The organism is Yersinia nurmii, assembly GCF_001112925.1.
Taxonomy (GTDB): Bacteria; Pseudomonadota; Gammaproteobacteria; order Enterobacterales; family Enterobacteriaceae; genus Yersinia; species Yersinia nurmii.
In genome coordinates, this window is sequence record NZ_CPYD01000010.1 from 150,523 (window position 1) to 172,267 (window position 21,745).

Below are 21,745 nucleotides of genomic sequence, written 5' to 3' on the forward strand. Positions count from 1 at the left end.
AGTTTAGGGATTATGATGAGCATACTCTGGAACCTGGCTGCATTTATCATTGCGCTGGGCATCTTAATTACGGTTCACGAGTTCGGCCACTTTTGGGTGGCGCGTCGCTGTGGTGTCCGTGTTGAGCGCTTTTCTATCGGTTTTGGCAAAGCCTTATGGCGCAGAACCGATCGACAAGGTACCGAGTATGTGATCGCCCTGATTCCCCTCGGCGGTTATGTGAAAATGCTGGATGAGCGTGCCGAAGCCGTTGCACCGGAATTCCGCCATCAGGCTTTTAACAATAAAAGTATTGCCCAGCGTGCTGCGATCGTCAGCGCCGGCCCTATCGCCAACTTCCTCTTTGCTATTTTTGCCTACTGGCTGGTGTTTATCATCGGCATCCCGAGCTTTCGTCCGGTTGTGGGTGAAATATCACCACAATCCATTGCGGCGCAGGCTGATATTTCTGCTGGAATGGAACTTAAGTCTGTTGACGGTATCGAAACGCCTGATTGGTCTGCAGTTCGCCTGGCTCTGGTTGGTAAAATTGGCGACCAGCAGGTGCAGGTTGGCGTAGCGCCTTTTGGCTCTGATAACGTAGTACAGAAAACTCTGGATTTACGTCAATGGTCGTTTGAGCCTGATAAGCAAGACCCCGTGGTGACTTTGGGGATGATTCCGCGTGGCCCGCAGATTGAATCAGTGCTGCAAGAGGTTCAACCAGCGTCGGCGGCGCAAAAGGCGGGTTTACAAGCAGGGGATAGGATCGTTAAAGTTGACGGTCAGTTAGTTGAAGGCTGGCAGACATTTGCCAGTCGGGTACGAGAAAATCCTGGCAAGCCACTGGCAGTTGAAATTGAAAGGGGTGGTTCTCCCTTGTCTTTAACCCTGATTCCAGATACAAAATCGGCGGGTAAAGACAGAACCGAGGGCTTTGCAGGCGTAGTTCCGAAAGTTATACCGCTTCCGGATGAGTATAAAACGATTCGCCAATATGGTCCGTTTACGGCACTCTATCAGGCTGGAGATAAAACCTGGCAGCTGATGCGGTTGACGGTCAACATGTTGGGTAAACTGATTACTGGTGATGTTAAGCTGAATAACCTGAGTGGCCCGATTTCCATTGCACAGGGTGCAGGAGTTTCAGCCGAGTTCGGATTGATTTATTACCTGATGTTTTTGGCACTAATTAGTGTCAACCTAGGGATTATCAATCTGTTCCCGTTACCGGTATTAGATGGTGGACATCTGCTCTTCCTGGCGATAGAAAAGCTCAAGGGTGGGCCGGTTTCTGAGCGAGTTCAAGATTTCAGCTACCGCATTGGCTCAATATTGCTAATGCTGTTGATGGGACTTGCACTTTTCAATGATTTCTCCCGCTTTTAACGGCAGGGGATAGGTTAGGAAGAACGCATAACAACGATGGCGATGAAAAAGTTGCTCATAGCGTCGCTGCTGTTTGGCAGCGCCACCGTATACGGTGCAGACGGGTTCGTAGTGAAAGACATTCATTTCGAAGGCCTGCAGCGAGTCGCCGTCGGTGCGGCGTTACTTAATATGCCGGTTCGCGTAGGCGATACCGTCAGTGATGATGACATCAGTAATACTATCCGTGCGTTGTTTGCCACAGGCAACTTCGAGGACGTTCGCGTTCTGCGCGATGGTAATACTCTGATTGTTCAAGTCAAAGAACGCCCAACGATCGCCAGTATCACTTTCTCCGGTAACAAAGCGGTGAAAGAGGATATGCTCAAACAGAACCTTGAAGCCTCTGGCGTTCGGGTTGGCGAGGCACTAGACCGCACAACGATCTCCAGCATTGAAAAAGGTCTGGAGGACTTCTATTACAGCGTGGGTAAATACAGTGCTTCGGTGAAAGCCGTAGTGACGCCATTGCCGCGCAACCGTGTCGATCTGAAGCTGGTGTTTACCGAAGGTGTATCTGCCAAAATTCAGCAGATCAATATCGTCGGGAACCACGCGTTTAGCACTGATGAACTGATTTCACGTTTCCAACTGCGCGATGAAGTGCCTTGGTGGAACGTGGTTGGTGACCGTAAATATCAGAAACAGAAACTGGCAGGCGATCTTGAGATCCTACGTAGCTTCTATCTGGATCGCGGTTACGCACGCTTCAACATCGATTCTACTCAGGTGAGTCTGACGCCGGATAAAAAAGGCATCTACATCACGATCAACCTGACTGAAGGCGAGCAGTACAAGTTGAGCAGCGTGGTGGTCAACGGGAATCTGGCGGGCCATCAGTCTGAAGCTGAGAAGCTGACCAAAATCGAGCCGGGCGAGTTGTACAACGGCGGTAAAGTGACGCGCATGGAAGACGACATCAAAAAGATGTTAGGTCGCTATGGCTACGCTTACCCGCGTGTACAGACTCAGCCTGAAATCAACGATGCGGATAAGACCGTGAAACTGCACATTAATGTGGATGCGGGTAACCGTTTCTATGTGCGTCATGTTCGCTTCGAAGGCAATGACACCAGTAAAGATTCCGTTCTTCGTCGTGAAATGCGTCAAATGGAAGGTGCTTGGCTGGGTAACGCTCAGGTTGAACAAGGTAAAGATCGTCTGAACCGTTTGGGTTACTTCGAAACCGTCGATGTGGAAACACAGCGTGTTCCGGGTACTGCCGATCAGGTTGATATTGTTTACAAAGTTAAAGAACGTAATACCGGTAGCCTGAACTTCGGCATTGGCTACGGTACTGAAAGTGGCGTGAGTTTCCAGGTGGGTGTTCAGCAGGATAACTGGCTGGGCACGGGTAACACCGTGGGGATTAACGGTACTAAGAATGATTACCAAACCTATGCTGAATTTACGTTAACCGACCCTTACTTCACCGTTGATGGCGTGAGTCTGGGTGGTCGTGTGTTCTACAACGACTTTAAAGCGGATAACGCAGACCTGTCAGGTTATACCAACAGCAGCTATGGCGTTGACGGTACCCTTGGGTTCCCAATCAACGAAAATAACTCGTTACGCGTAGGCGTGGGCTACGTGCACAACAGTCTATCTGACATGTTGCCGCAGGTTGCTATGTGGCGTTATCTCGAGTCAGTCGGCCAGAAGCCGAATTATACTGACCGCGCTGACTTCACCGCTGATGACTTTACCCTGAACCTTGGTTGGACTTATAACAACCTGGACCGCGGTTTCTTCCCGACTTCCGGTGTGAAATCTTCAGTTAACGGTAAAGTAACCGTCCCTGGTTCCGATAACGAATTCTACAAAGTGACCTTCGATACTTCCGGCTACCTGCCGTTGGATCAGGATCGCTCTTGGGTTCTGTTAGGTCGCGGGCGCTTGGGTTATGGTGATGGTCTCGGTGGCAAAGAAATGCCGTTCTACGAGAACTTCTATGCCGGTGGTTCCAGCACCGTACGTGGTTTCCGCTCGAACAACATCGGGCCTAAAGCTGCATACTATGCGAATAATGGTACTACGGTTAATAAATCTACCGATGCTGTGGGCGGTAACGCCATGGCGGTGGCGAGTATCGAATTGATCACGCCAACGCCGTTTATCAGTGAAAAATATTCTAACTCGGTTCGTACTTCGATCTTTATCGATTCAGGTACCGTTTGGGATACTCACTGGGAAAACACTGCGGCAACGGCAGCAGCCGGGATCCCTGACTACAGCGACCCAAGCAATATTCGCGTTTCTGCGGGTGTGGCACTACAGTGGATGTCACCGCTGGGTCCATTGGTGTTCTCTTACGCCAAACCAGTCAAAGATTATCCGGGTGATAAATCCGAGCAGTTCCAGTTTAACATTGGTAAAACCTGGTAACAGGCTACTGAGTCGTTGAGCAAGAATTGTTGATCGATAAGTAAAGATCGCGCTGACGCCGATCTCTCTGTGGTAAAGGTGATCTAGTATTACCTTTGCTGCATCGGATCAATCCGGCGTCAAGTGCATTTCAGGGTGTCTCTGACACAAACGGGTAATGGTAAGGAGTTTATAGTGAAAAAGTGGTTGTGTGCCGCAGGTCTTGGTTTAGCATTGGCTGCTTCAGCCAGCGTTCAAGCCGCTGACAAGATTGCTATTGTTAATGTTTCCAGCATTTTCCAACAATTACCCGCGCGTGAAACCGTGGCTAAGCAGCTGGAGAATGAATTCAAAGGCCGTGCAACCGAACTGCAAGGAATGGAGCGCGATCTGCAGACCAAAATGCAGAAGCTGCAGCGTGACGGTTCTACCATGAAAGCCAGCGATCGTACCAAACTGGAAAAAGACGTCATGGCACAGCGTGAAACCTTCTCTCAAAAAGCACAGGCGTTTGAACAAGACAACCGCCGTCGCCAGATGGAAGAGCGTAACAAAATCCTGAGTCGTATTCAGGACGCTGTGAAATCTGTTGCAAGTAAAGGTGGGTATGATGTGGTTATCGACGCGAATGCTGTGGCATACGCTGATTCCTCAAAAGACATCACTGCTGACGTGCTGAAACAGGTTAAATAACACATGCCTTCAATTCGACTGGCTGATTTAGCCCAGCAGTTGGATGCACGAGTGCACGGTGATGGCGATATCGTCATCACCGGCATCGCTTCAATGCATTCTGCCAAATCTGCGCAAATCACGTTTTTGTCAAACAGCCGTTACCGGGAACAACTCGCGTCTTGCCAGGCTAGCGCCGTGGTTTTGACCGAGGAAGATCTGCCTTATTGTAACGTTGCTGCTTTAGTCGTTAAAAATCCGTATCTGACCTATGCGCGCATGGCGCAGATTATGGATACCACACCACAGCCAGCTCAGGATATTGCCCCAAGCGCAGTGATTTCCCCTGAAGCAACCTTGGGCAAGCAGGTATCAATTGGCGCAAATGCGGTGATTGAATCCGGCGTTGTTCTGGGTGATAACGTGGTTATTGGTGCGGGCTGTTTTGTCGGTAAAAATGCACGAATCGGTGCAGATAGCCGTTTGTGGGCCAATGTTTCCGTTTATCATGACGTTGAGATTGGGCAGCATTGCCTGATTCAATCCGGTACGGTCATTGGTGCAGATGGTTTTGGTTACGCTAACGATCGTGGTAATTGGATCAAAATCCCGCAGCTTGGCACCGTAATAATTGGTGACCGCGTGGAGATTGGTGCCTGTACAACTATCGACCGCGGCGCGCTAGATAACACGGTTATCGGTAATGGTGTCATCATTGATAATCAATGCCAGATTGCGCATAACGTGACTATTGGCGACAATACCGCAGTTGCGGGCGGCGTTATCATGGCGGGTAGCCTGAAAGTTGGCCGTTATTGCCAGATCGGTGGTGCCAGTGTGATCAATGGTCACATGGAGATTGCCGACAAGGTTGTTGTGACCGGAATGGGAATGGTGATGCGTCCAATCACTGAACCTGGGGTATACTCCTCCGGGATTCCGTTGCAGCCAAATAAAGCGTGGCGAAAAACCGCAGCACTGGTGATGAATATCGATGAGATGAATAAGCGTTTGAAAGCTGTAGAACGTAAAATCGATAAAGAGTAATGACCACTCTGAGCCAATAACAAAAGCTATTGGCGCTTACTGCCCAAAGCGTACAGAGTTCCTAATTTGCGGCCTGCCTAATGATCTCCTTTTGGGGTCAAAGCAGGCCGTGTCGTTGATAGCATTAATTTTTTAGACAGGAAGAGTATTTTGACTACTGACACTCATACTCTGCATATTGAAGAGATTTTAGATCTGCTGCCGCACCGTTTTCCTTTTTTGCTGGTAGATCGCGTCCTTGATTTTGAGGAAGGGAAATTTCTACGTGCAGTGAAGAACGTCTCTTTCAACGAGCCTTTTTTCCAAGGCCATTTCCCAGGTAAGCCTATCTTCCCTGGCGTACTGATTTTAGAAGCAATGGCACAGGCTACCGGCATTCTGGCATTTAAAAGCCGCGGGAAACTTGAACCAGGCGAACTTTACTACTTTGCTGGTATTGATGAAGCCCGCTTTAAACGCCCGGTAGTGCCTGGCGATCAGATGATTATGGAAGTTGAATTCGTCAAAGAGCGTCGTGGCTTAACCCGCTTTACCGGTGTTGCTAAAGTTGACGGTGAAATTGTCTGTACTGCCACCATGATGTGCGCACGCAGCAAACCGGCGGCGCCAGCAGTACCCGCATCTAAGGAGTCTTGATACGTGATTGACAAAACCGCCTTTATCCACCCGAGTGCTATCGTTGAAGAAGGTGCTGTGATTGGTGCTAATGTTCACATTGGCCCATTTTGCTATATCGGTTCCCAGGTGGAAATTGGTGAAGGCACAGTACTGAAATCCCATATTGTCGTGAACGGCGTGACTAAAATCGGCCGCGATAATGAGATTTACCAGTTTGCTTCCATTGGTGAAGCCAACCAGGATCTGAAATATGCCGGCGAACCGACACGGGTGGAAATTGGCGATCGTAACCGTATCCGTGAAAGTGTGACTATCCACCGTGGCACGGTACAAGGTACCGGGGTGACTAAAGTTGGTAGCGATAACCTACTGATGATTAATGCCCATATCGCTCATGACTGCATTATCGGCAACCGCTGCATCTTTGCCAATAACGCGACTTTGGGTGGCCACGTTGAAGTGGATGATTATGCCATTATTGGCGGAATGACCGCTGTCCATCAATTCTGTGTGATCGGTGCACATGTAATGGTTGGCGGCTGTTCCGGGGTTGCGCAGGATGTGCCTCCTTTTGTCATCGCGCAAGGAAACCACGCGACACCGTTCGGTATTAATATCGAAGGGCTGAAACGCCGTGGTTTTGATAAAGAATCTCTACATGCTATCCGTAATGCTTACAAGCTAGTGTATCGCAGCGGACGTACTTTGGATGAAGTGAAGCCGGAAATTGCCGAATTGGCCGAGCAGCATCCTGCGGTTAAGCCGTTCAGCGATTTCTTCGCTCGTTCGACCCGCGGTATTATCCGCTAACTTATGCAAGAGCCTGTAATGACAGCCGATCGCCCATTAACTATCGGGTTAGTTGCCGGAGAAACCTCCGGCGATATTTTAGGTGCAGGGTTAATCCGAGCGCTTAAAGCTCAGGTTCCCAATGCACGCTTTGTCGGCGTTGCCGGCCCCTTGATGCAAGCCGAGGGTTGCGAAGCCTGGTACGAAATGGAAGAGTTGGCTGTGATGGGGGTTGTGGAGGTGCTGGAACGGTTACCGCGTCTTCTTAAGATTCGTAAGGATTTGACGCGCCGTTTCAGCGAGCTTTCTCCCGATGTATTCGTGGGTATCGATGCTCCCGATTTTAACATCACCTTGGAAGGGCGCTTAAAGCAGAACGGAATTCGCACTATTCATTACGTCAGTCCCTCGGTTTGGGCCTGGCGTCAAAAGCGCGTTTTCAAAATCGGTAAAGCCACAGATATGGTTTTGGCTTTTCTGCCTTTCGAAAAAGCGTTTTACGACCGTTTCAACGTTCCCTGTCGTTTTATCGGCCACACGATGGCTGATGCCATGCCGTTGGTTGCCGATCGTGCGGCGGCTCGTGCTGAAGTAGGTATTGCTACTGATGCTCATTGTCTGGCGTTATTGCCGGGGAGTCGGCATTCAGAAGTCGAAATGTTAAGTGCCGACTTTCTCCGCACCGCCGAAATATTACGGCAGCAAATCCCTGATTTAGAAGTATTGGTACCGCTGGTGAACAGCAAGCGTCGGGAACAGTTCGAACGTATAAAAGCCGAAGTTGCACCGGAATTATCCGTCCATTTATTGGATGGGCAAGCCAGAGCTGCAATGGTCGCCAGTGATGCCACGCTGTTGGCTTCGGGCACCGCCGCGCTGGAATGTATGCTGGCCAAATCGCCGATGGTTGTGGGTTACCGCATGAAGCCTTTTACCTTCTGGTTGGCGGAGCGTTTGGTGAAAACACCTTATGTATCATTGCCTAACTTACTGGCTGGCGAAGAACTGGTTACCGAATTACTACAGCAAGAGTGTCAGCCGCAAAAATTGGCAGACGCTTTATTACCTTTATTGAAGGGCGGCGAAGCGGTTGAAACACTAAAAACACGTTTCCTGGCCTTGCACCAAAGCATTCGCTGCGATGCGGACAAACAGGCCGCACAGGCAGTATTGGAATTAGCGAAGCGATGAGCGATATTTTTATTTATCCGCCGGCAAATTTCATTGCCGGCGTTGATGAAGTCGGGCGTGGGCCTCTGGTTGGCGCGGTCGTGACCGCTGCCGTGATCCTCGATCCGAATCAGCCCATTATCGGGCTGGCAGATTCAAAGAAACTCAGTGAGAAGCGCAGATTGGCGCTTTACGATGAGATTACTGAAAAGGCGCTGTCTTGGAGCTTAGGGCGAGCAGAGCCGGAAGAAATTGACGAGTTGAATATATTGCACGCTACCATGCTAGCGATGCAGAGAGCGGTTGCCGGGCTGCATATTGCGCCTGACTATGTCTTAATCGACGGTAACCGTTGTCCGGCACTGCCGATGCCGTCCCTCGCGGTGGTGAAAGGGGATAGTCGTGTAGCTGAGATTAGCGCTGCGTCTATCGTCGCTAAAGTGACCCGCGATCGGGAAATGACGTTGTTGGATGCTGAGTTTCCGGATTACGGCTTTGCTCAGCATAAAGGCTATCCGACTGCGTTCCACCTGGAGCGGCTGGCCGCATTAGGTGCGACAGAGCACCATCGTCGCAGTTTTGCTCCGGTTAAACGCGTACTCGGGCTGGCATAGGCACGCATTGCTACGGCCTGATAGAAACAACATATAGCCAATGAATATCGAATCGCATACATACAATGGGCTGCGTGATACAGGTTATAGTTATGATGCCCCGAGACACCCACTCCTGCGGGTGTGATTCAATCCACTAATTTCTGGTATCTGGATATGGCCGAACCTCGTTTTGTCCACCTGCGTGTTCACAGCGATTATTCCATGATCGATGGATTAGCCAAGATTGGACCCTTGGTGAAGCGGGCTGCCGCCTTAGGCATGCCCGCGTTAGCGATTACTGACTTTACCAACCTGTGCGGTTTGGTGAAGTTTTACGGCAGCGCTCACGGCGCGGGAATCAAACCTATCATTGGCGCTGATTTCTGCGTGCAGAGTGAGATGCTGGGCGATGAGTTTGCGCACCTGACTATTCTGGCGCGTAACAACGAAGGCTATCAAAACCTTACTCTGCTTATTTCCGAGGCTTATCAGCGTGGCTATGGCGCCGCTGGGCCGGTTATCGATCGTGATTGGCTGATTAAGCACCGCGAAGGGCTGATTCTGTTGTCCGGTGGACGCATGGGCGACGTAGGCAAATTTTTGCTGCGTGGCAATCAGGCACAGGTCGATCAATGTCTTGATTTTTACAATGAATACTTCCCTGGTAGCTATTATTTAGAGCTAATCCGTACTGGACGACAGGACGAAGAGAATTATCTGCACGTAGCGGTAGCATTAGCGACCGAACGCGGTATTCCCGTGGTCGCCACTAACGATGTGCGCTTTATTGATGAAACGGATTTTGATGCCCATGAAATTCGCGTGGCGATTCATGATGGCTTCACTTTGGTCGATCCGAAACGACCCAAAAATTATAGTCCTCAGCAGTTTATGCGCGATGAAGAGCAGATGTGCGAGCTGTTTGCGGATATTCCTGAAGCTCTGATCAATAGCGTTGAAATCGCCAAGCGTTGTAACGTGACTATTCGACTGGGTGAATACTTCCTGCCTCAATTCCCGACAGGGGATATGAGTACTGAAGATTTTCTGATCGAAAAATCTAAACAAGGTCTGGAAGAACGGCTGGAGTTTTTATTCCCGGATCCCGAAGTCAGGGCGCAAAAGCGGCCTGAATATGATGAACGTCTGGATATCGAACTTAAAGTTATCAACCAGATGGGATTCCCAGGTTACTTCCTGATCGTGATGGAGTTTATCCAGTGGTCGAAAGACAACGGCGTACCGGTTGGGCCGGGGCGTGGTTCGGGCGCAGGTTCTCTGGTGGCTTATGCCCTGAAAATCACCGATCTGGATCCGCTGGAATTTGACTTGCTTTTTGAACGATTCCTAAACCCTGAACGTGTCTCCATGCCCGATTTCGACGTCGATTTTTGTATGGAAAAACGCGATCTGGTGATTGAGCACGTTGCTGAAATGTATGGTCGTGACGCGGTTTCACAGATTATTACCTTCGGTACGATGGCCGCTAAAGCGGTAATTCGCGATGTTGGCCGGGTGCTGGGTCATCCCTATGGTTTTGTCGATCGAATTTCCAAATTGATTCCGCCCGATCCAGGGATGACGCTGGAAAAAGCCTTCGCCGCGGAGCCACAGTTACCTGAAATTTACGAAGCGGACGAAGAAGTTCGAGCTTTGATCGATATGGCGCGTAAGTTGGAAGGGGTTACCCGTAACGCCGGTAAACACGCCGGTGGGGTGGTTATCGCGCCGACCAAAATTACCGACTTTGCGCCGCTGTATTGCGATGCCGAGGGGAATAACCCGGTTACTCAGTTCGATAAAAATGATGTGGAATATGCCGGTTTAGTGAAGTTTGACTTCCTCGGCTTGCGTACTCTAACCATCATTAACTGGGCGCTGGAGATGATCAATGCCCGTCGCGCCAAGACCGGGCTGGAACCCATCGATATCGCGTCGATTCCGCTGGAGGATAAAAAGAGCTTTGATATGCTGCAACGGTCGGAAACGACGGCGGTATTCCAGCTCGAATCCCGCGGGATGAAGGATCTGATTAAACGCCTGAAACCCGACTGCTTCGAAGATATGATTGCCTTGGTGGCGCTATTCCGTCCTGGGCCGTTGCAATCAGGCATGGTAGATAACTTTATTGACCGAAAGCACGGTCGCGAAGAGTTGTCTTATCCAGATATCCAATGGCAGCATGAATCCCTGAAACCGGTACTGGAGCCTACCTACGGCATTATTTTGTACCAGGAACAGGTGATGCAGATCGCTCAGGTTCTGTCGGGCTACTCTCTCGGCGGGGCGGATATGCTACGCCGTGCAATGGGTAAGAAAAATCCGGTGGAAATGGCCAAGCAGCGTTCCGTGTTTGAGGATGGTGCTAAAAGTCAGGGTATCGACGGCGAACTGGCGATTAAGATCTTCGATTTGGTAGAGAAATTCGCGGGTTATGGTTTTAACAAATCTCACTCTGCCGCCTACGCGTTGGTTTCCTATCAGACTTTGTGGCTGAAAGCACATTATCCGGCTGAATTTATGGCTGCGGTAATGACCGCCGATATGGATAATACAGAGAAAGTCGTTGGTTTGGTGGATGAGTGCTGGCGTATGGGGCTGAAAATCCTGCCGCCGGATATTAACAGCGGGCTGTATCATTTCCATGTGAACGATGAAGGCGAGATTGTTTACGGCATCGGCGCTATCAAAGGCGTGGGCGAAGGCCCAATCGAAGCCATGCTGGAAGCCCGTAACCAAGGCGGCTACTTTAAAGATCTGTTCGATTTATGTGCGCGGGTTGATACCAAAAAACTGAATCGACGGATTCTGGAAAAACTGATAATGTCCGGCGCTTTCGATCGTCTCGGCCCGCATCGCGCGGCCTTGATGAGCTCTCTCGGAGAAGCGCTGAAAGCGGCAGATCAGCATGCCAAAGCGGAAGCTATTGGTCAGGCAGATATGTTCGGCGTACTGGCGGATGCGCCGGAGCAGGTCGAGCAATCTTATGCCAATGTGCCGCGCTGGCAGGAACAGGTGGTTCTTGATGGTGAGCGGGAGACGCTGGGGCTCTATTTAACCGGTCACCCGATTACTCAGTATCTAAAGGAAATCGAGCGTTATACCGGTGGGTTGCGCCTGAAAGATATGCACCCGACGGATCGGGGTAAAATGACGACGGCAGTGGGGCTGGTAACCGCTGCGCGCGTGATGGTAACAAAACGCGGAAATCGTATCGGCATCTGTACGTTAGATGACCGTTCCGGGCGTCTGGAAGTGATGATGTTCACGGATGCGTTGGAAAAATATCAGCATTTGTTAGAAAAAGACCGTATCCTGATAGCCAGTGGGCAGGTCAGCTTTGATGACTTTAGCGGTGGACTTAAAATGACTGCCCGTGAGTTAATGGATATCAGTGAAGCTCGTGAAAAATATGCCCGTGGGCTTGCTATCTCGCTGACTGACAGGCAAATTGATGACCAGCTTTTGAACCGTCTCCGCCAATCGTTGGAACCCCACCGATCGGGGACGATCCCAGTACATCTTTATTACCAACGGGAAGATGCGCGCGCCAGACTACGATTTGGTGCCACGTGGCGTGTTACCCCGACAGACCGTTTATTGATCGACCTGCGGACGCTGGTTGGTAATGAGCAGGTGGAACTGGAATTTGACTAAAATAGGAATGCTATGAGTCTGAATTTTCTTGATTTTGAACAGCCGATTGCAGAGCTGGAAGCGAAAATTGACTCGCTGACTGCAGTCAGCCGTCAAGACGAAAAATTAGATATTAATCTGGATGAAGAGGTCCAGCGTCTGCGTGAGAAAAGCGTTGAGCTGACGCGGAAGATTTTTTCGGACCTCGGGGCCTGGCAGGTCGCTCAATTAGCGCGCCATCCGCGACGTCCTTATACCCTGGATTATATCGCTAACATCTTTACGGATTTCGAAGAGCTGGCAGGTGACCGCGCCTACGCTGATGATAAAGCTATCGTCGGCGGCATTGCCCGTTTGGAAGGCCGCCCGGTGATGATCATTGGTCATCAGAAAGGCCGTGAAACCAAAGAAAAAATTCGCCGCAACTTCGGTATGCCTGCTCCAGAAGGCTACCGTAAAGCCCTGCGTTTGATGGAAATGGCCGAGCGCTTCAAGCTGCCGATCATTACTTTCATTGATACTCCGGGGGCTTACCCTGGCGTTGGCGCGGAAGAACGCGGCCAGTCAGAGGCCATTGCCCGTAACCTGCGTGAAATGTCTCGTCTGAATGTTCCTATCGTCTGTACCGTTATCGGTGAAGGCGGTTCCGGTGGCGCGTTGGCGATTGGCGTAGGCGACAAAGTGAATATGTTGCAGTACAGTACTTATTCGGTGATTTCACCGGAAGGCTGTGCGTCAATTCTGTGGAAAAGTGCGGATAAAGCGCCGTTAGCTGCCGAAGCTATGGGCATTACCGCTCCGCGCCTGAAAGAGCTCAAGATGATCGACTCTGTGATTCCTGAACCTTTAGGCGGTGCGCATCGGGATTATCAGGCCATCGCCGCTTCACTGAAAGCGCAACTGCTGGCCGATCTGAGCGATCTGGATGTATTGAATAACGAAGAGTTGCTGAATCGCCGCTACCAGCGGTTGATGAACTACGGTTATTGCTGATTTAATCTTTCAGATAAGAACCCGGACTCATTTTGACTCCGGGTTTTTTTATTGGGCGGTAATAGCCGCTCAATCAGAGATTATTGGGTAACCACCTTGCGTTGGTATCGCCAAGAATAATACTGGAAATAGTGTTAACGTAATTTTTATTCGGGTTTATCTCCACGTTTGCTCTGACCTTTTCCCGCAGTACATAAGCCGTTTTAGCCAAGTTACAGATTATCGGTACATTACTAAAATGCCAGACCATATTTTCGCGTGGTACGGTTCGCTCACTAAATGAAATCCTGCACCCCTGGTCAGATACGCGAATGGCTGCAACGGTTCCATCGATAACATAGCTGGAACCGGGAGTATCATCTGCAAAGGCCATGGGCATTAATGAAGCGAACAGAGAAAAAATAATCGGTTTATTCAAAATAACCTCCGTGTATCATTTATATTATGGTTGGTTGATATTTACTTGAAATATGCTTCTTTATTCAATGCTATTTTCTAATGCAGTAATCAGCCTGTTGACGAAATAAAAATGTCTGCCTTTTCGGGTTTTACATCTTTCACTTTGCAACTGCCTTTTCTTTATGGAATTAGGTGTAGGGGTTATACAAATAAAAGAAGCTGCTAATGGAGTCGGTATTTCACCTTGTATTACGTCACGATAACCTCGTGGATTGCCAATGTGTGTATAAAATTCTGAGCTACTGATATCGCCATCGCTGGCTGAGTTATAACGCAAATTGGGCTGCCATCGATTTATCCAAAAGCTATATGAAAATAGCTGACCAGATTGATAATAGTTTTGTAACATTTCTCCGGTTATTTCGATAAAAGAAATGATCCTCTCCGCGGATAGACCTTCCAGCGCCACCCATTCCTCCATTCCGCCATAATTATGTAATAGCGCTGATAATCCGGCTTGTCGTTGTGAGTGCTCAGCGCTGGTATCTCTGGCATGTGCGATAGAACCTTCGACTTCATAGAAGTTTGACTCTGGCCTGATGGCATAGATAAAAATTCGAAAATCTTCCTCAAAAGGTTCTTCGCTATTGGCTCTGGCAAGTGACGCGGCGTGCTCAATGCTTTGACGAAACGAAGCACTGGTTGAGACAAACGCACTGGTGTAATCTTCGACAGATTCTCCATCAAAATGATGAATAAGATCATAATCAACGGGCGAACCAGCCCAAGGACGCATTCCGTTGGCTGCATATATCTCCCCTAAGTTCCGGGTATCGGCGCGGTATACCAAGTTAACGGGATAAATAGCATAGCTGGCGGATATATAAAAAGATAGAAAGCCAATAATAAAAAGTGGATTGAGTAATAGAGAGAGACACTTTCCCTGCATAACACCTCCTTTATCATCTATGAAATAAAATATTATATTTTGAGAGTGTAGTATTAAATATAAATCTAAAAGTTAAAAGCCTCAAAATAAGTTACATTGTTATTATTACTTGATGTGTTAAAGTTTGCTGTAGGGTTTATTCCAATAACTACTCTTATTGTCTTGTTATTCCATTTTTGAGTTTTAATTTTGGATTTGATTTCGCTCTATTAATTTACTCAATGATTAAATTCATTGGTTTTCCCAGAATGAAATAAATATATGGCATGATGTCTGATATGGAATTTCCAATATTATGATCTAATTAGGTACACAGCGGAGAGTTTTCATGCTGTTATAGGGATAAAATTAATAATGTGAGGACTATACAGATGAATATCATCGCCATTATGAGCCCAATGGGGGTTTACTATAAGGATGAGCCAATCCGTGAACTTCATAGTGCTCTGCAAACTAAAGGTTTTCAGCTGGTTTACCCGAAAGATCAGCAGGATTTGCTCAAGCTGATTGAGCATAATGCTCGAATTATTGGCGTCATTTTCGATTGGGATCAGCATAGTATGGCGCTGTGTACCGAGATCAACGAGTTAAATGAATACCTGCCGATTTATGCTTTTATCAATACGACTTCATCGCTGGATGTCACCCTGAATGAAATGCGCATGGCACTGTATTTCTTCGAGTATGCGCTTAACGCTGCCGATGATATTGCTCAACATATTGAACAGTATACCGCCGAGTATATTGATGCCATCACGCCGCCGCTGACCAAAGCGTTGTTTAACTATGTTAAAGAGGGAAAATATACGTTTTGCACCCCTGGGCACATGGCGGGCACGGCATTTCAGAAAAGCCCGGTGGGGAGCCTGTTTTATGATTTCTTTGGCGCCAATACCTTAAAGGCCGACATTTCTATTTCGGTGACCGAACTGGGGTCTTTATTGGATCATAGCGGCCCGCATTTGGAAGCGGAAGAGTATATCGCGCGTACTTTTAACGCCGAACAAAGTTATATGGTGACCAACGGTACGTCGACCGCCAATAAAATCGTTGGTATGTACTCTGCACCAGCCGGTTGCAGCATATTGATCGACCGTAATTGTCATAAGTCGCTGACTCACTTATTGATGATGAGTGATATCACGCCGCTATATTTACGGCCTGCGCGTAATGCCTACGGCATTTTGGGTGGAATACCGAAGAGAGAGTTTACCCGCGAAAGCATCAACGAAAAGATCGCGCAAACGGCGGGGGCTACCTGGCCTGTCCATGCGGTTATTACTAACTCAACCTATGACGGCCTACTGTATAACACCGATTATATTAAACAGACTCTGGACGTTCCTTCGATACATTTTGATTCTGCTTGGGTGCCTTATACTCAATTTCACGAGATATACGACGGTAAGAGTGGCATGAGCGGCGATAGGATTCCCGGTAAAGTTATTTATGAAACCCAATCGACTCACAAATTGCTGGCCGCATTTTCTCAGGCTTCAATGATTCATATAAAAGGTGATTACAACGAATCGACCTTTAATGAAGCCTATATGATGCACACCACCACTTCCCCTCATTACGGTATCGTGGCCTCAATGGAAACGGCAGCCGCTATGATGCGAGGTAAACCCGGTAAACGGCTGATTCAGCGTTCTATTGAGCGCGCGATGCATTTCCGTAAAGAAGTTAAGCGGTTGAGGGCAGAAAGCGATAATTGGTTCTTTGACGTTTGGCAGCCAGATGATATTGAAGAAACCCAATGCTGGCCGCTAGAGCCGGGTGAAAACTGGCATGGCTTTGCTCAGGCAGACGCTGATCATATGTATCTGGACCCGATTAAAGTCACGATTCTGATGCCGGGAATGAACAGTAATGGGCAGTTGGCTGAGGAAGGTATTCCTGCCGCTCTGGTGGCAAAATATCTCGATGAACGTGGTGTTATAGTTGAGAAAACCGGGCCGTATAACTTATTGTTCCTATTCAGTATTGGTATCGATAAAACCAAAGCAATGAGTTTATTACGTGGGCTGATGGAGTTTAAGCGTGCCTACGATCTGAATTTACGTGTCAAAAATATGCTGCCGGATTTGTATGCGGAAGATCCTGATTTTTATCGTCATATGCGCATTCAGGATCTTGCCGCTGGCATACATCAACTTATTCGTCATCATGACTTGCCGCGTCTAATGCATCAGTCTTTTAGCGTATTGCCGGAAATGAAACTGACGCCTTACGATATGTTCCAACAGCAAATCCGCGGTAATATAGAAGAATGTGAAATGGATGATCTGATTGGCAAGGTGGTTGCCAATATGATTTTGCCTTATCCGCCGGGCGTACCCGTGGTGATGCCGGGTGAAATGATTACCGAAGAAAGCCGCGCGGTGTTGGATTTCCTGCTGATGCTGTGTGCCATCGGCGAGCACTATCCCGGTTTTGAAACCGATATTCATGGCGCTCATCTGACCGACGATGGACGATATATGGTTAAGGTGCTGAAAACCAGTTGATAACCCATCACCCGTTGGCCAGCGGGTGAAAGAAGAATGATGGAGCCAGCCATGTTGGACATTCGCCAGATTCACCATATTGCGGTGATCGGCTCAGATTATCAGGTCAGCAAGGATTTCTACTGCGACGTATTGGGATTCACTTTGTTGAGCGAGGTTTATCGCGCAGAGCGTGATTCCTGGAAAGCCGATCTGGCATTAAACGGTAATTATATCATTGAGCTATTTTCCTTCCCGACTCCGGCTGCGCGGCCAAGTCGACCGGAAGCCTGTGGATTACGTCACTTGGCGTTTCAGGTAGATGATATTGATTTGAGCGTCAAACAATTGGGTGAGAAGGGTGTGATGTGTGAAGCGGTGCGTATTGATCCTTATACACAATCGCGTTTCACTTTCTTCCAGGACCCGGACGGGCTGCCGTTGGAACTGTATGAATTGCAGCCGTCTCGGTGATTTATCGATGAATCAGCCACAACAGCTCATTGAACATATTGCCGATAACTTGCGTGGGCAAACCTGTTTTCTGGTTGGATTTAGCGGTGGGCTAGATTCCAGCGTGTTGCTCCACGCGTTGGTACAGCTGCGCGCCAGTCTGTTGCCGTCTCTAACCCTGCGCGCTATTCATATACATCATGGCTTGAATCCACTGGCGGAAAACTGGGTGGAACATTGCCAGGCGCAGTGTCAGGGTTGGAATGTGCCGTTTGAGGTTGTTCGGGTACAGCTCGATACGCGCCACAGTGGGATAGAAGCCGCCGCGCGAACCGCGCGTTATCAGGCCTTTTCCAGCCACCTGGCAGTAGGGGAAACCTTACTTACCGCTCAGCATCTCGATGATCAAAGTGAAACCTTTTTGCTGGCGTTAAAACGCGGCAGCGGCCCTGCGGGTTTATCTTCAATGGCTGCGGTTATGCCATTTGCGGATAGTCAGATTTTGCGCCCATTACTTGCTATTTCCCGCAAACAATTAGAGCGTTACGCCGAAGATTGCCAGTTGGAATGGATAGAAGATGATAGCAATCAGGACGACCGCTTCGATCGTAATTTCCTGCGTCTGAAAGTATTGCCTGTTTTATCCGAACGTTGGCCGCACTTTTCCCGATCGGTGGCGCGTAGTGCGGAGCTCTGTGCTGAGCAGGAACAATTGTTAGATGAGCTATTATCTGAATCCTTAGCACAACTACGGCAGCCGGATGGTTCTTTGGCGATCAATGGGTTAGCGCTAATGTCGGAAGCCAAACGCGGTGCCTTGCTGCGGCGCTGGTTGGCGGAGAAAGGCGTAGCGATGCCAGCCAGAGAACAGCTACAGCGAATTTGGAATGAAGTGGCGTTGGCGCGGGCTGATGCAGAACCGGTGCTGGAGTTGGCTCCTCATCAGGTACGGCGTTTTCGCCAACATTTGTATGTATTACCACGGTTGGAAGCCATCACTACGCCGGTTTTACCGTGGTCTGTACCATCGCGGTTGGCGCTACCCGCCGGGCTGGGAAGTCTGGAACTGACTGATGATAAGGGGCAGAAAATCCGAGTGCCTGCGGAAAATGAACCTGTTAGCGTCCGTTTTGGCCTACAAGGGAACGTCAGAATCGTTGGGCGCCAGCATTCGCGGCGCGCTAAAAAACTGTGGCAGGAATTGGGTATTCCACCTTGGGAGCGTGAACGTATTCCGCTATTGTATTTTGGTGAGCAATTGATAGCCGCCGTTGGCGTATTTATCACGCCAGAGGGCGTAGCGGAAGAAGACGGAGCCTGCTGGTGCGTTCAGTGGCGTCAACTGAATAACATAATAAATAACGAATAATAAAAGCGGTCTTGAGGAGCAATAATGATGAAATCAGTTCTGTGTCTGGCAGTGGCGTTAAGCTTAAGCCCTTTTTCTGCAATGGCGAAAAATGATATTGAGACCGGTAAGGCGAAGTCTGCCGCCTGTATTGCCTGCCACGGTATGAATGGCAAGGTTTCGGTGCCGATGTATCCGAATTTGGCTGGGCAAAATGCGCTGTATCTGGAGCAATCGCTAAAAGCGTATAAAACCGGCGGGCGTTCTGGCGGTCAGGCTGAGGTAATGCGCGCCTATGTTTCAGGTTTGACCGATGAGGATATGTCCGATTTGGCGGCTTACTATGCCAGCCTGAAACCCTAATATTTCGTGTTAGTTAAAAACAAAACGGGCCACTTTTCAGCGGCCCATTTTTTGGCGAAAGGATTACGAAGCACTTACCACGACAGTTCCAATTTCCGGATGACTGAAGCTGGCGATATGATCCAGCCGTAACTCGCGCATTTTCCCCGATTCTTCCACAATCAGGTATTCGACATGCTTGCGTAATAGCAGGTCGCTGGCTTTACCTTCTACGATCTCACCGCCTCTCAACTTCAACGTCAGTATCAGGTGATGCTGGCAGGCGAGTTCCAGATTATCGTAATCATCGCAATTGATGGGTTGATACTCTTCACTCATCGACATAATCGCTCACCAATAAGTTAGCGGCGGCGTAAGCCGCCTGTTCCCTAACGGAGGACGGCAGTGCGTCATTTGCCGCAACTTCGTCCAATGCTTTCAATACACAGCCCAGCGCATCAGGCACATACCCAAGATCGCCACTGCCAATCTCGGAATAAAAACGACGTACTAATTCACAGTATTGTTGCACGGTATCCTCCCGGAAAAGTTTAACCCGGTGGATTTTCAATGGTAAATCACATTGTAAAACCACGAAGATAAACTCTGAACTTATAAGGACTATAGCACAGGAGTTGAAGAGATATCAGCGTTCAACGGAAGGTTTCTTTGCTTACTAAAAGCCATTAATAATCGGTTTATGTGGGGTAAGCAGCGCGCGAAAAGGCGGGATCAAGTACACTGTCCCCCTGAAAATTAAGAGGTCACCCATGGCACTAAAAGCAACCATTCACAAAGCCACAGTCAATATTGCCGATATGGATCGCAATGTCTTTATGGATACCAACCTGACGGTGGCACAGCACCCATCCGAAACCGATCAACGCATGATGCTGCGTCTATTGGCGTGGATTTGCCATGCGGACGAGCGTTTGTTATTTACCAAAGGCCTGAGTGCGGACGATGAGCCGGAAATCTGGCTGCGTAACGATCATAACGGCATCGAGCTGTGGGTGGAGTTAGGGCTGCCGGACGAGAAACGCTTGCGTAAAGCCTGTAATCAATCGAAAAAAGTTGTTCTTTATTCCTATGGGGAACGCGCGGCTAAAGTGTGGTGGCCACAGGTTAAAGAGAAACTTTCCGGCCATGAGAATCTTCAGGTACGTTTTCTGGATGATGAGCAAATGACGAAACTGGCTGCGATGTCCACTCGCAACATGAATTTGCAGGCGACCCTGCAAGAGGGAACCATTTGGCTTTCTGATGCTCAGAATAATCTGGAAATCACTTTTTCTGAATGGCAAGGCAGCGAGCAATAAGTGTGTTAAATATTTCGAATAGCGTGACGCTGGCCGACAGCGAGATAGAGCTCACGGCGATCCGGGCTCAGGGCGCGGGCGGACAGCATGTTAATAAATCCTCAACGGCAATACATTTGCGCTTTGACATCAAGGCCTCTAGCCTGCCAGAGTATTACAAGCAGCGCCTGTTGGCGCTGAATCATCATCTGGTCACGGCGGATGGGGTGGTGATTATCAAGGCTCAGGAATACCGCAGTCAGGATATGAATCGCGAGGCAGCTCTGGCTCGTTTAGCGGCGCTGATTCGCCAAGCCATGGTCGTAGAAAAGACCCGACGACCAACTAAGCCGACCAAAGGCTCTAAAATTCGGCGGGTGGAAGGAAAAGTCCGCAAAGGTGCAACTAAAGCGCTGCGTGGCAAAATACATCAGGATTGATACCGCAGGGGTGTGGGTCCATAGGATTGGTACACAGTAGGAGATAAACTGTGAGAAAACTCAGTATTACTTTGTTATTAGCAGCTGGCGCTTTGTCACTGCTGGGCTGTAAAAACCTTTATCAGCCAAAAGAGCAACCTTTACAGCCGATGCTTCAAAGTTATCAGGGCGTATTGCCTTGCGCGGATTGCAGTGGGTTGGATACGTCTTTATTTTTAGATGCTGACGGCACCTTCGTGTTACAGGAAACCTATCGTGGCACCAGAGATGGCGATCGGACATTCTCAGAGCAGGGAACTTGGGCGCGAACTGCCGATAAACTAGTGTTAACCAGCTCTAAAGGTGAGAAGCGCTATTTCCATCCGGTAGGAAAGAATCTGGAAATGTTGGATCAAGATGGCCTACGGATTAAATCCTCTCTGAACTACCAGTTAACGGCCAGCGAAGCTTTGCCAACGACGTCTATCCCTTTGCGCGGCATGTATATTTATATGGCTGATGCGGCACAGTTTACCGACTGCGCTACCGGCCATAGCTTCGCCGTTGATAATAATGTCGAGTTGGAAACCGGTTATATGAATGCGCGGAAAAACGCCGGTGAGCCGGTTTTCCTGACGTTAAATGGACATTTTGGTATGCGACCGTCTATGGAAGATGGACAGTGGGATAAGTCTATGATTCCTGATGGCAATATCAAGTTCACTGCGGGTAAAACCTGCAATAGCAAATAATCGT

Annotated in this window: 21 protein-coding genes; 17 read left to right on the top strand and 4 right to left on the bottom strand. The window is 49.0% G+C overall.

Annotated elements, in window-relative coordinates; genetic code table 11:
• Positions 1–12: 12 nt before the first annotated feature.
• The 10 genes from rseP (at position 13) to accA (ending at position 13,292) form a co-directional block, all read left to right on the top strand.
• A complete protein-coding gene (gene rseP, locus AD970_RS13410) occupies positions 13–1,368 on the top strand; it encodes a sigma E protease regulator RseP (RefSeq protein WP_049599929.1) in 1,356 nt (451 codons plus the stop codon).
• A gap of 36 nt (positions 1,369–1,404) precedes the next feature.
• Positions 1,405–3,792, top strand: a complete 2,388-nt coding sequence (gene bamA / locus AD970_RS13415) for an outer membrane protein assembly factor BamA (protein ID WP_049599932.1) — start codon at positions 1,405–1,407, stop codon at positions 3,790–3,792.
• Positions 3,793–3,966: 174 nt separating this feature from the next.
• Positions 3,967–4,464 carry a molecular chaperone Skp gene (gene skp, locus AD970_RS13420; protein ID WP_049599935.1) on the top strand — a complete coding sequence of 166 codons (498 nt, stop codon included), beginning with the start codon at positions 3,967–3,969 and terminating at the stop codon, positions 4,462–4,464.
• Positions 4,465–4,467: 3 nt separating this feature from the next.
• The gene (lpxD, locus tag AD970_RS13425; RefSeq protein WP_049599937.1) at positions 4,468–5,490 is read left to right on the top strand and encodes a UDP-3-O-(3-hydroxymyristoyl)glucosamine N-acyltransferase; all 1,023 of its coding nucleotides are present in this window, start codon (positions 4,468–4,470) and stop codon (positions 5,488–5,490) included.
• 150 nt (positions 5,491–5,640) lie between these two features.
• Positions 5,641–6,126, top strand: a complete 486-nt coding sequence (gene fabZ / locus AD970_RS13430) for a 3-hydroxyacyl-ACP dehydratase FabZ (RefSeq protein ID WP_049599939.1) — start codon at positions 5,641–5,643, stop codon at positions 6,124–6,126.
• Between the two features lie 3 nt (positions 6,127–6,129).
• Positions 6,130–6,918 (top strand): acyl-ACP--UDP-N-acetylglucosamine O-acyltransferase, encoded by a 789-nt coding sequence (lpxA, locus tag AD970_RS13435; protein WP_049599940.1) that lies wholly within the window; start codon positions 6,130–6,132, stop codon positions 6,916–6,918.
• A 3-nt stretch (positions 6,919–6,921) separates the two neighbouring features.
• Complete coding sequence (gene lpxB, locus AD970_RS13440) at positions 6,922–8,088, top strand: lipid-A-disaccharide synthase (protein WP_049599943.1); 1,167 nt, start codon at positions 6,922–6,924, stop codon at positions 8,086–8,088.
• Complete coding sequence (gene rnhB / locus AD970_RS13445; protein WP_049599946.1) at positions 8,085–8,681, top strand: ribonuclease HII; 597 nt, start codon at positions 8,085–8,087, stop codon at positions 8,679–8,681. The genes lpxB and rnhB overlap by 4 nt, the downstream gene beginning before the upstream one ends.
• Before the next feature lie 156 nt (positions 8,682–8,837).
• Positions 8,838–12,320, top strand: coding sequence for a DNA polymerase III subunit alpha (gene dnaE / locus AD970_RS13450; RefSeq protein WP_049599949.1), 3,483 nt, complete (start codon positions 8,838–8,840; stop codon positions 12,318–12,320).
• A 12-nt stretch (positions 12,321–12,332) separates the two neighbouring features.
• A complete protein-coding gene (accA, locus tag AD970_RS13455) occupies positions 12,333–13,292 on the top strand; it encodes an acetyl-CoA carboxylase carboxyl transferase subunit alpha (RefSeq protein WP_049599952.1) in 960 nt (319 codons plus the stop codon).
• A 73-nt stretch (positions 13,293–13,365) separates the two neighbouring features.
• Here the strand turns inward: accA and AD970_RS13460 are convergent, their stop codons facing one another.
• Together AD970_RS13460 and AD970_RS13465 are read right to left on the bottom strand one after the other, a co-directional pair.
• Positions 13,366–13,710 carry a hypothetical protein gene (locus AD970_RS13460; protein WP_049599954.1) on the bottom strand — a complete coding sequence of 115 codons (345 nt, stop codon included), beginning with the start codon at positions 13,708–13,710 and terminating at the stop codon, positions 13,366–13,368.
• Between the two features lie 60 nt (positions 13,711–13,770).
• Positions 13,771–14,640: an enterotoxin A family protein gene (locus AD970_RS13465; RefSeq protein WP_049599957.1), complete on the bottom strand. Its 870-nt coding sequence runs from the start codon at positions 14,638–14,640 to the stop codon at positions 13,771–13,773.
• Between the two features lie 371 nt (positions 14,641–15,011).
• On the opposite strand from AD970_RS13465, the gene AD970_RS13470 reads away from it, so the two are divergent.
• Genes AD970_RS13470 through AD970_RS13485 form a run of 4 tightly spaced genes read left to right on the top strand, consistent with a single transcriptional unit; the run spans position 15,012 to position 19,293 of the window.
• Complete coding sequence (locus AD970_RS13470; RefSeq protein ID WP_049599959.1) at positions 15,012–17,150, top strand: lysine decarboxylase LdcC; 2,139 nt, start codon at positions 15,012–15,014, stop codon at positions 17,148–17,150.
• 51 nt (positions 17,151–17,201) lie between these two features.
• Positions 17,202–17,603 (top strand): VOC family protein, encoded by a 402-nt coding sequence (locus AD970_RS13475; RefSeq protein ID WP_049599962.1) that lies wholly within the window; start codon positions 17,202–17,204, stop codon positions 17,601–17,603.
• Positions 17,581–18,951, top strand: coding sequence for a tRNA lysidine(34) synthetase TilS (gene tilS, locus AD970_RS13480; RefSeq protein WP_408068307.1), 1,371 nt, complete (start codon positions 17,581–17,583; stop codon positions 18,949–18,951). Before AD970_RS13475 ends, tilS begins: the two co-directional genes overlap by 23 nt.
• 24 nt (positions 18,952–18,975) lie before the next feature.
• Entirely contained in the window at positions 18,976–19,293 is a 318-nt protein-coding gene (locus tag AD970_RS13485; protein ID WP_084728159.1) for a c-type cytochrome, read from the top strand.
• Positions 19,294–19,356: 63 nt separating this feature from the next.
• Here AD970_RS13485 and rof read toward each other — a convergent pair whose 3' ends face one another.
• Both rof and AD970_RS13495 read right to left on the bottom strand, forming a co-directional pair.
• Positions 19,357–19,617: a Rho-binding antiterminator gene (rof, locus tag AD970_RS13490; protein ID WP_049599964.1), complete on the bottom strand. Its 261-nt coding sequence runs from the start codon at positions 19,615–19,617 to the stop codon at positions 19,357–19,359.
• Positions 19,604–19,804 (bottom strand): YaeP family protein, encoded by a 201-nt coding sequence (locus AD970_RS13495; protein WP_049599966.1) that lies wholly within the window; start codon positions 19,802–19,804, stop codon positions 19,604–19,606. Before AD970_RS13495 ends, rof begins: the two co-directional genes overlap by 14 nt.
• A gap of 238 nt (positions 19,805–20,042) precedes the next feature.
• Between AD970_RS13495 and AD970_RS13500 the strand changes: the two genes are divergently transcribed.
• From AD970_RS13500 to nlpE, 3 genes are read left to right on the top strand one after another with little or no spacing between them, the layout of a single operon-like run.
• The gene (locus tag AD970_RS13500; RefSeq protein ID WP_049599969.1) at positions 20,043–20,591 is read left to right on the top strand and encodes a YaeQ family protein; all 549 of its coding nucleotides are present in this window, start codon (positions 20,043–20,045) and stop codon (positions 20,589–20,591) included.
• Positions 20,592–20,593: 2 nt separating this feature from the next.
• A complete protein-coding gene (gene arfB / locus AD970_RS13505; RefSeq protein WP_049599972.1) occupies positions 20,594–21,010 on the top strand; it encodes an alternative ribosome rescue aminoacyl-tRNA hydrolase ArfB in 417 nt (138 codons plus the stop codon).
• A 50-nt stretch (positions 21,011–21,060) separates the two neighbouring features.
• Positions 21,061–21,741, top strand: a complete 681-nt coding sequence (nlpE, locus tag AD970_RS13510) for an envelope stress response activation lipoprotein NlpE (protein WP_049599975.1) — start codon at positions 21,061–21,063, stop codon at positions 21,739–21,741.
• Positions 21,742–21,745 lie beyond the last annotated feature (4 nt).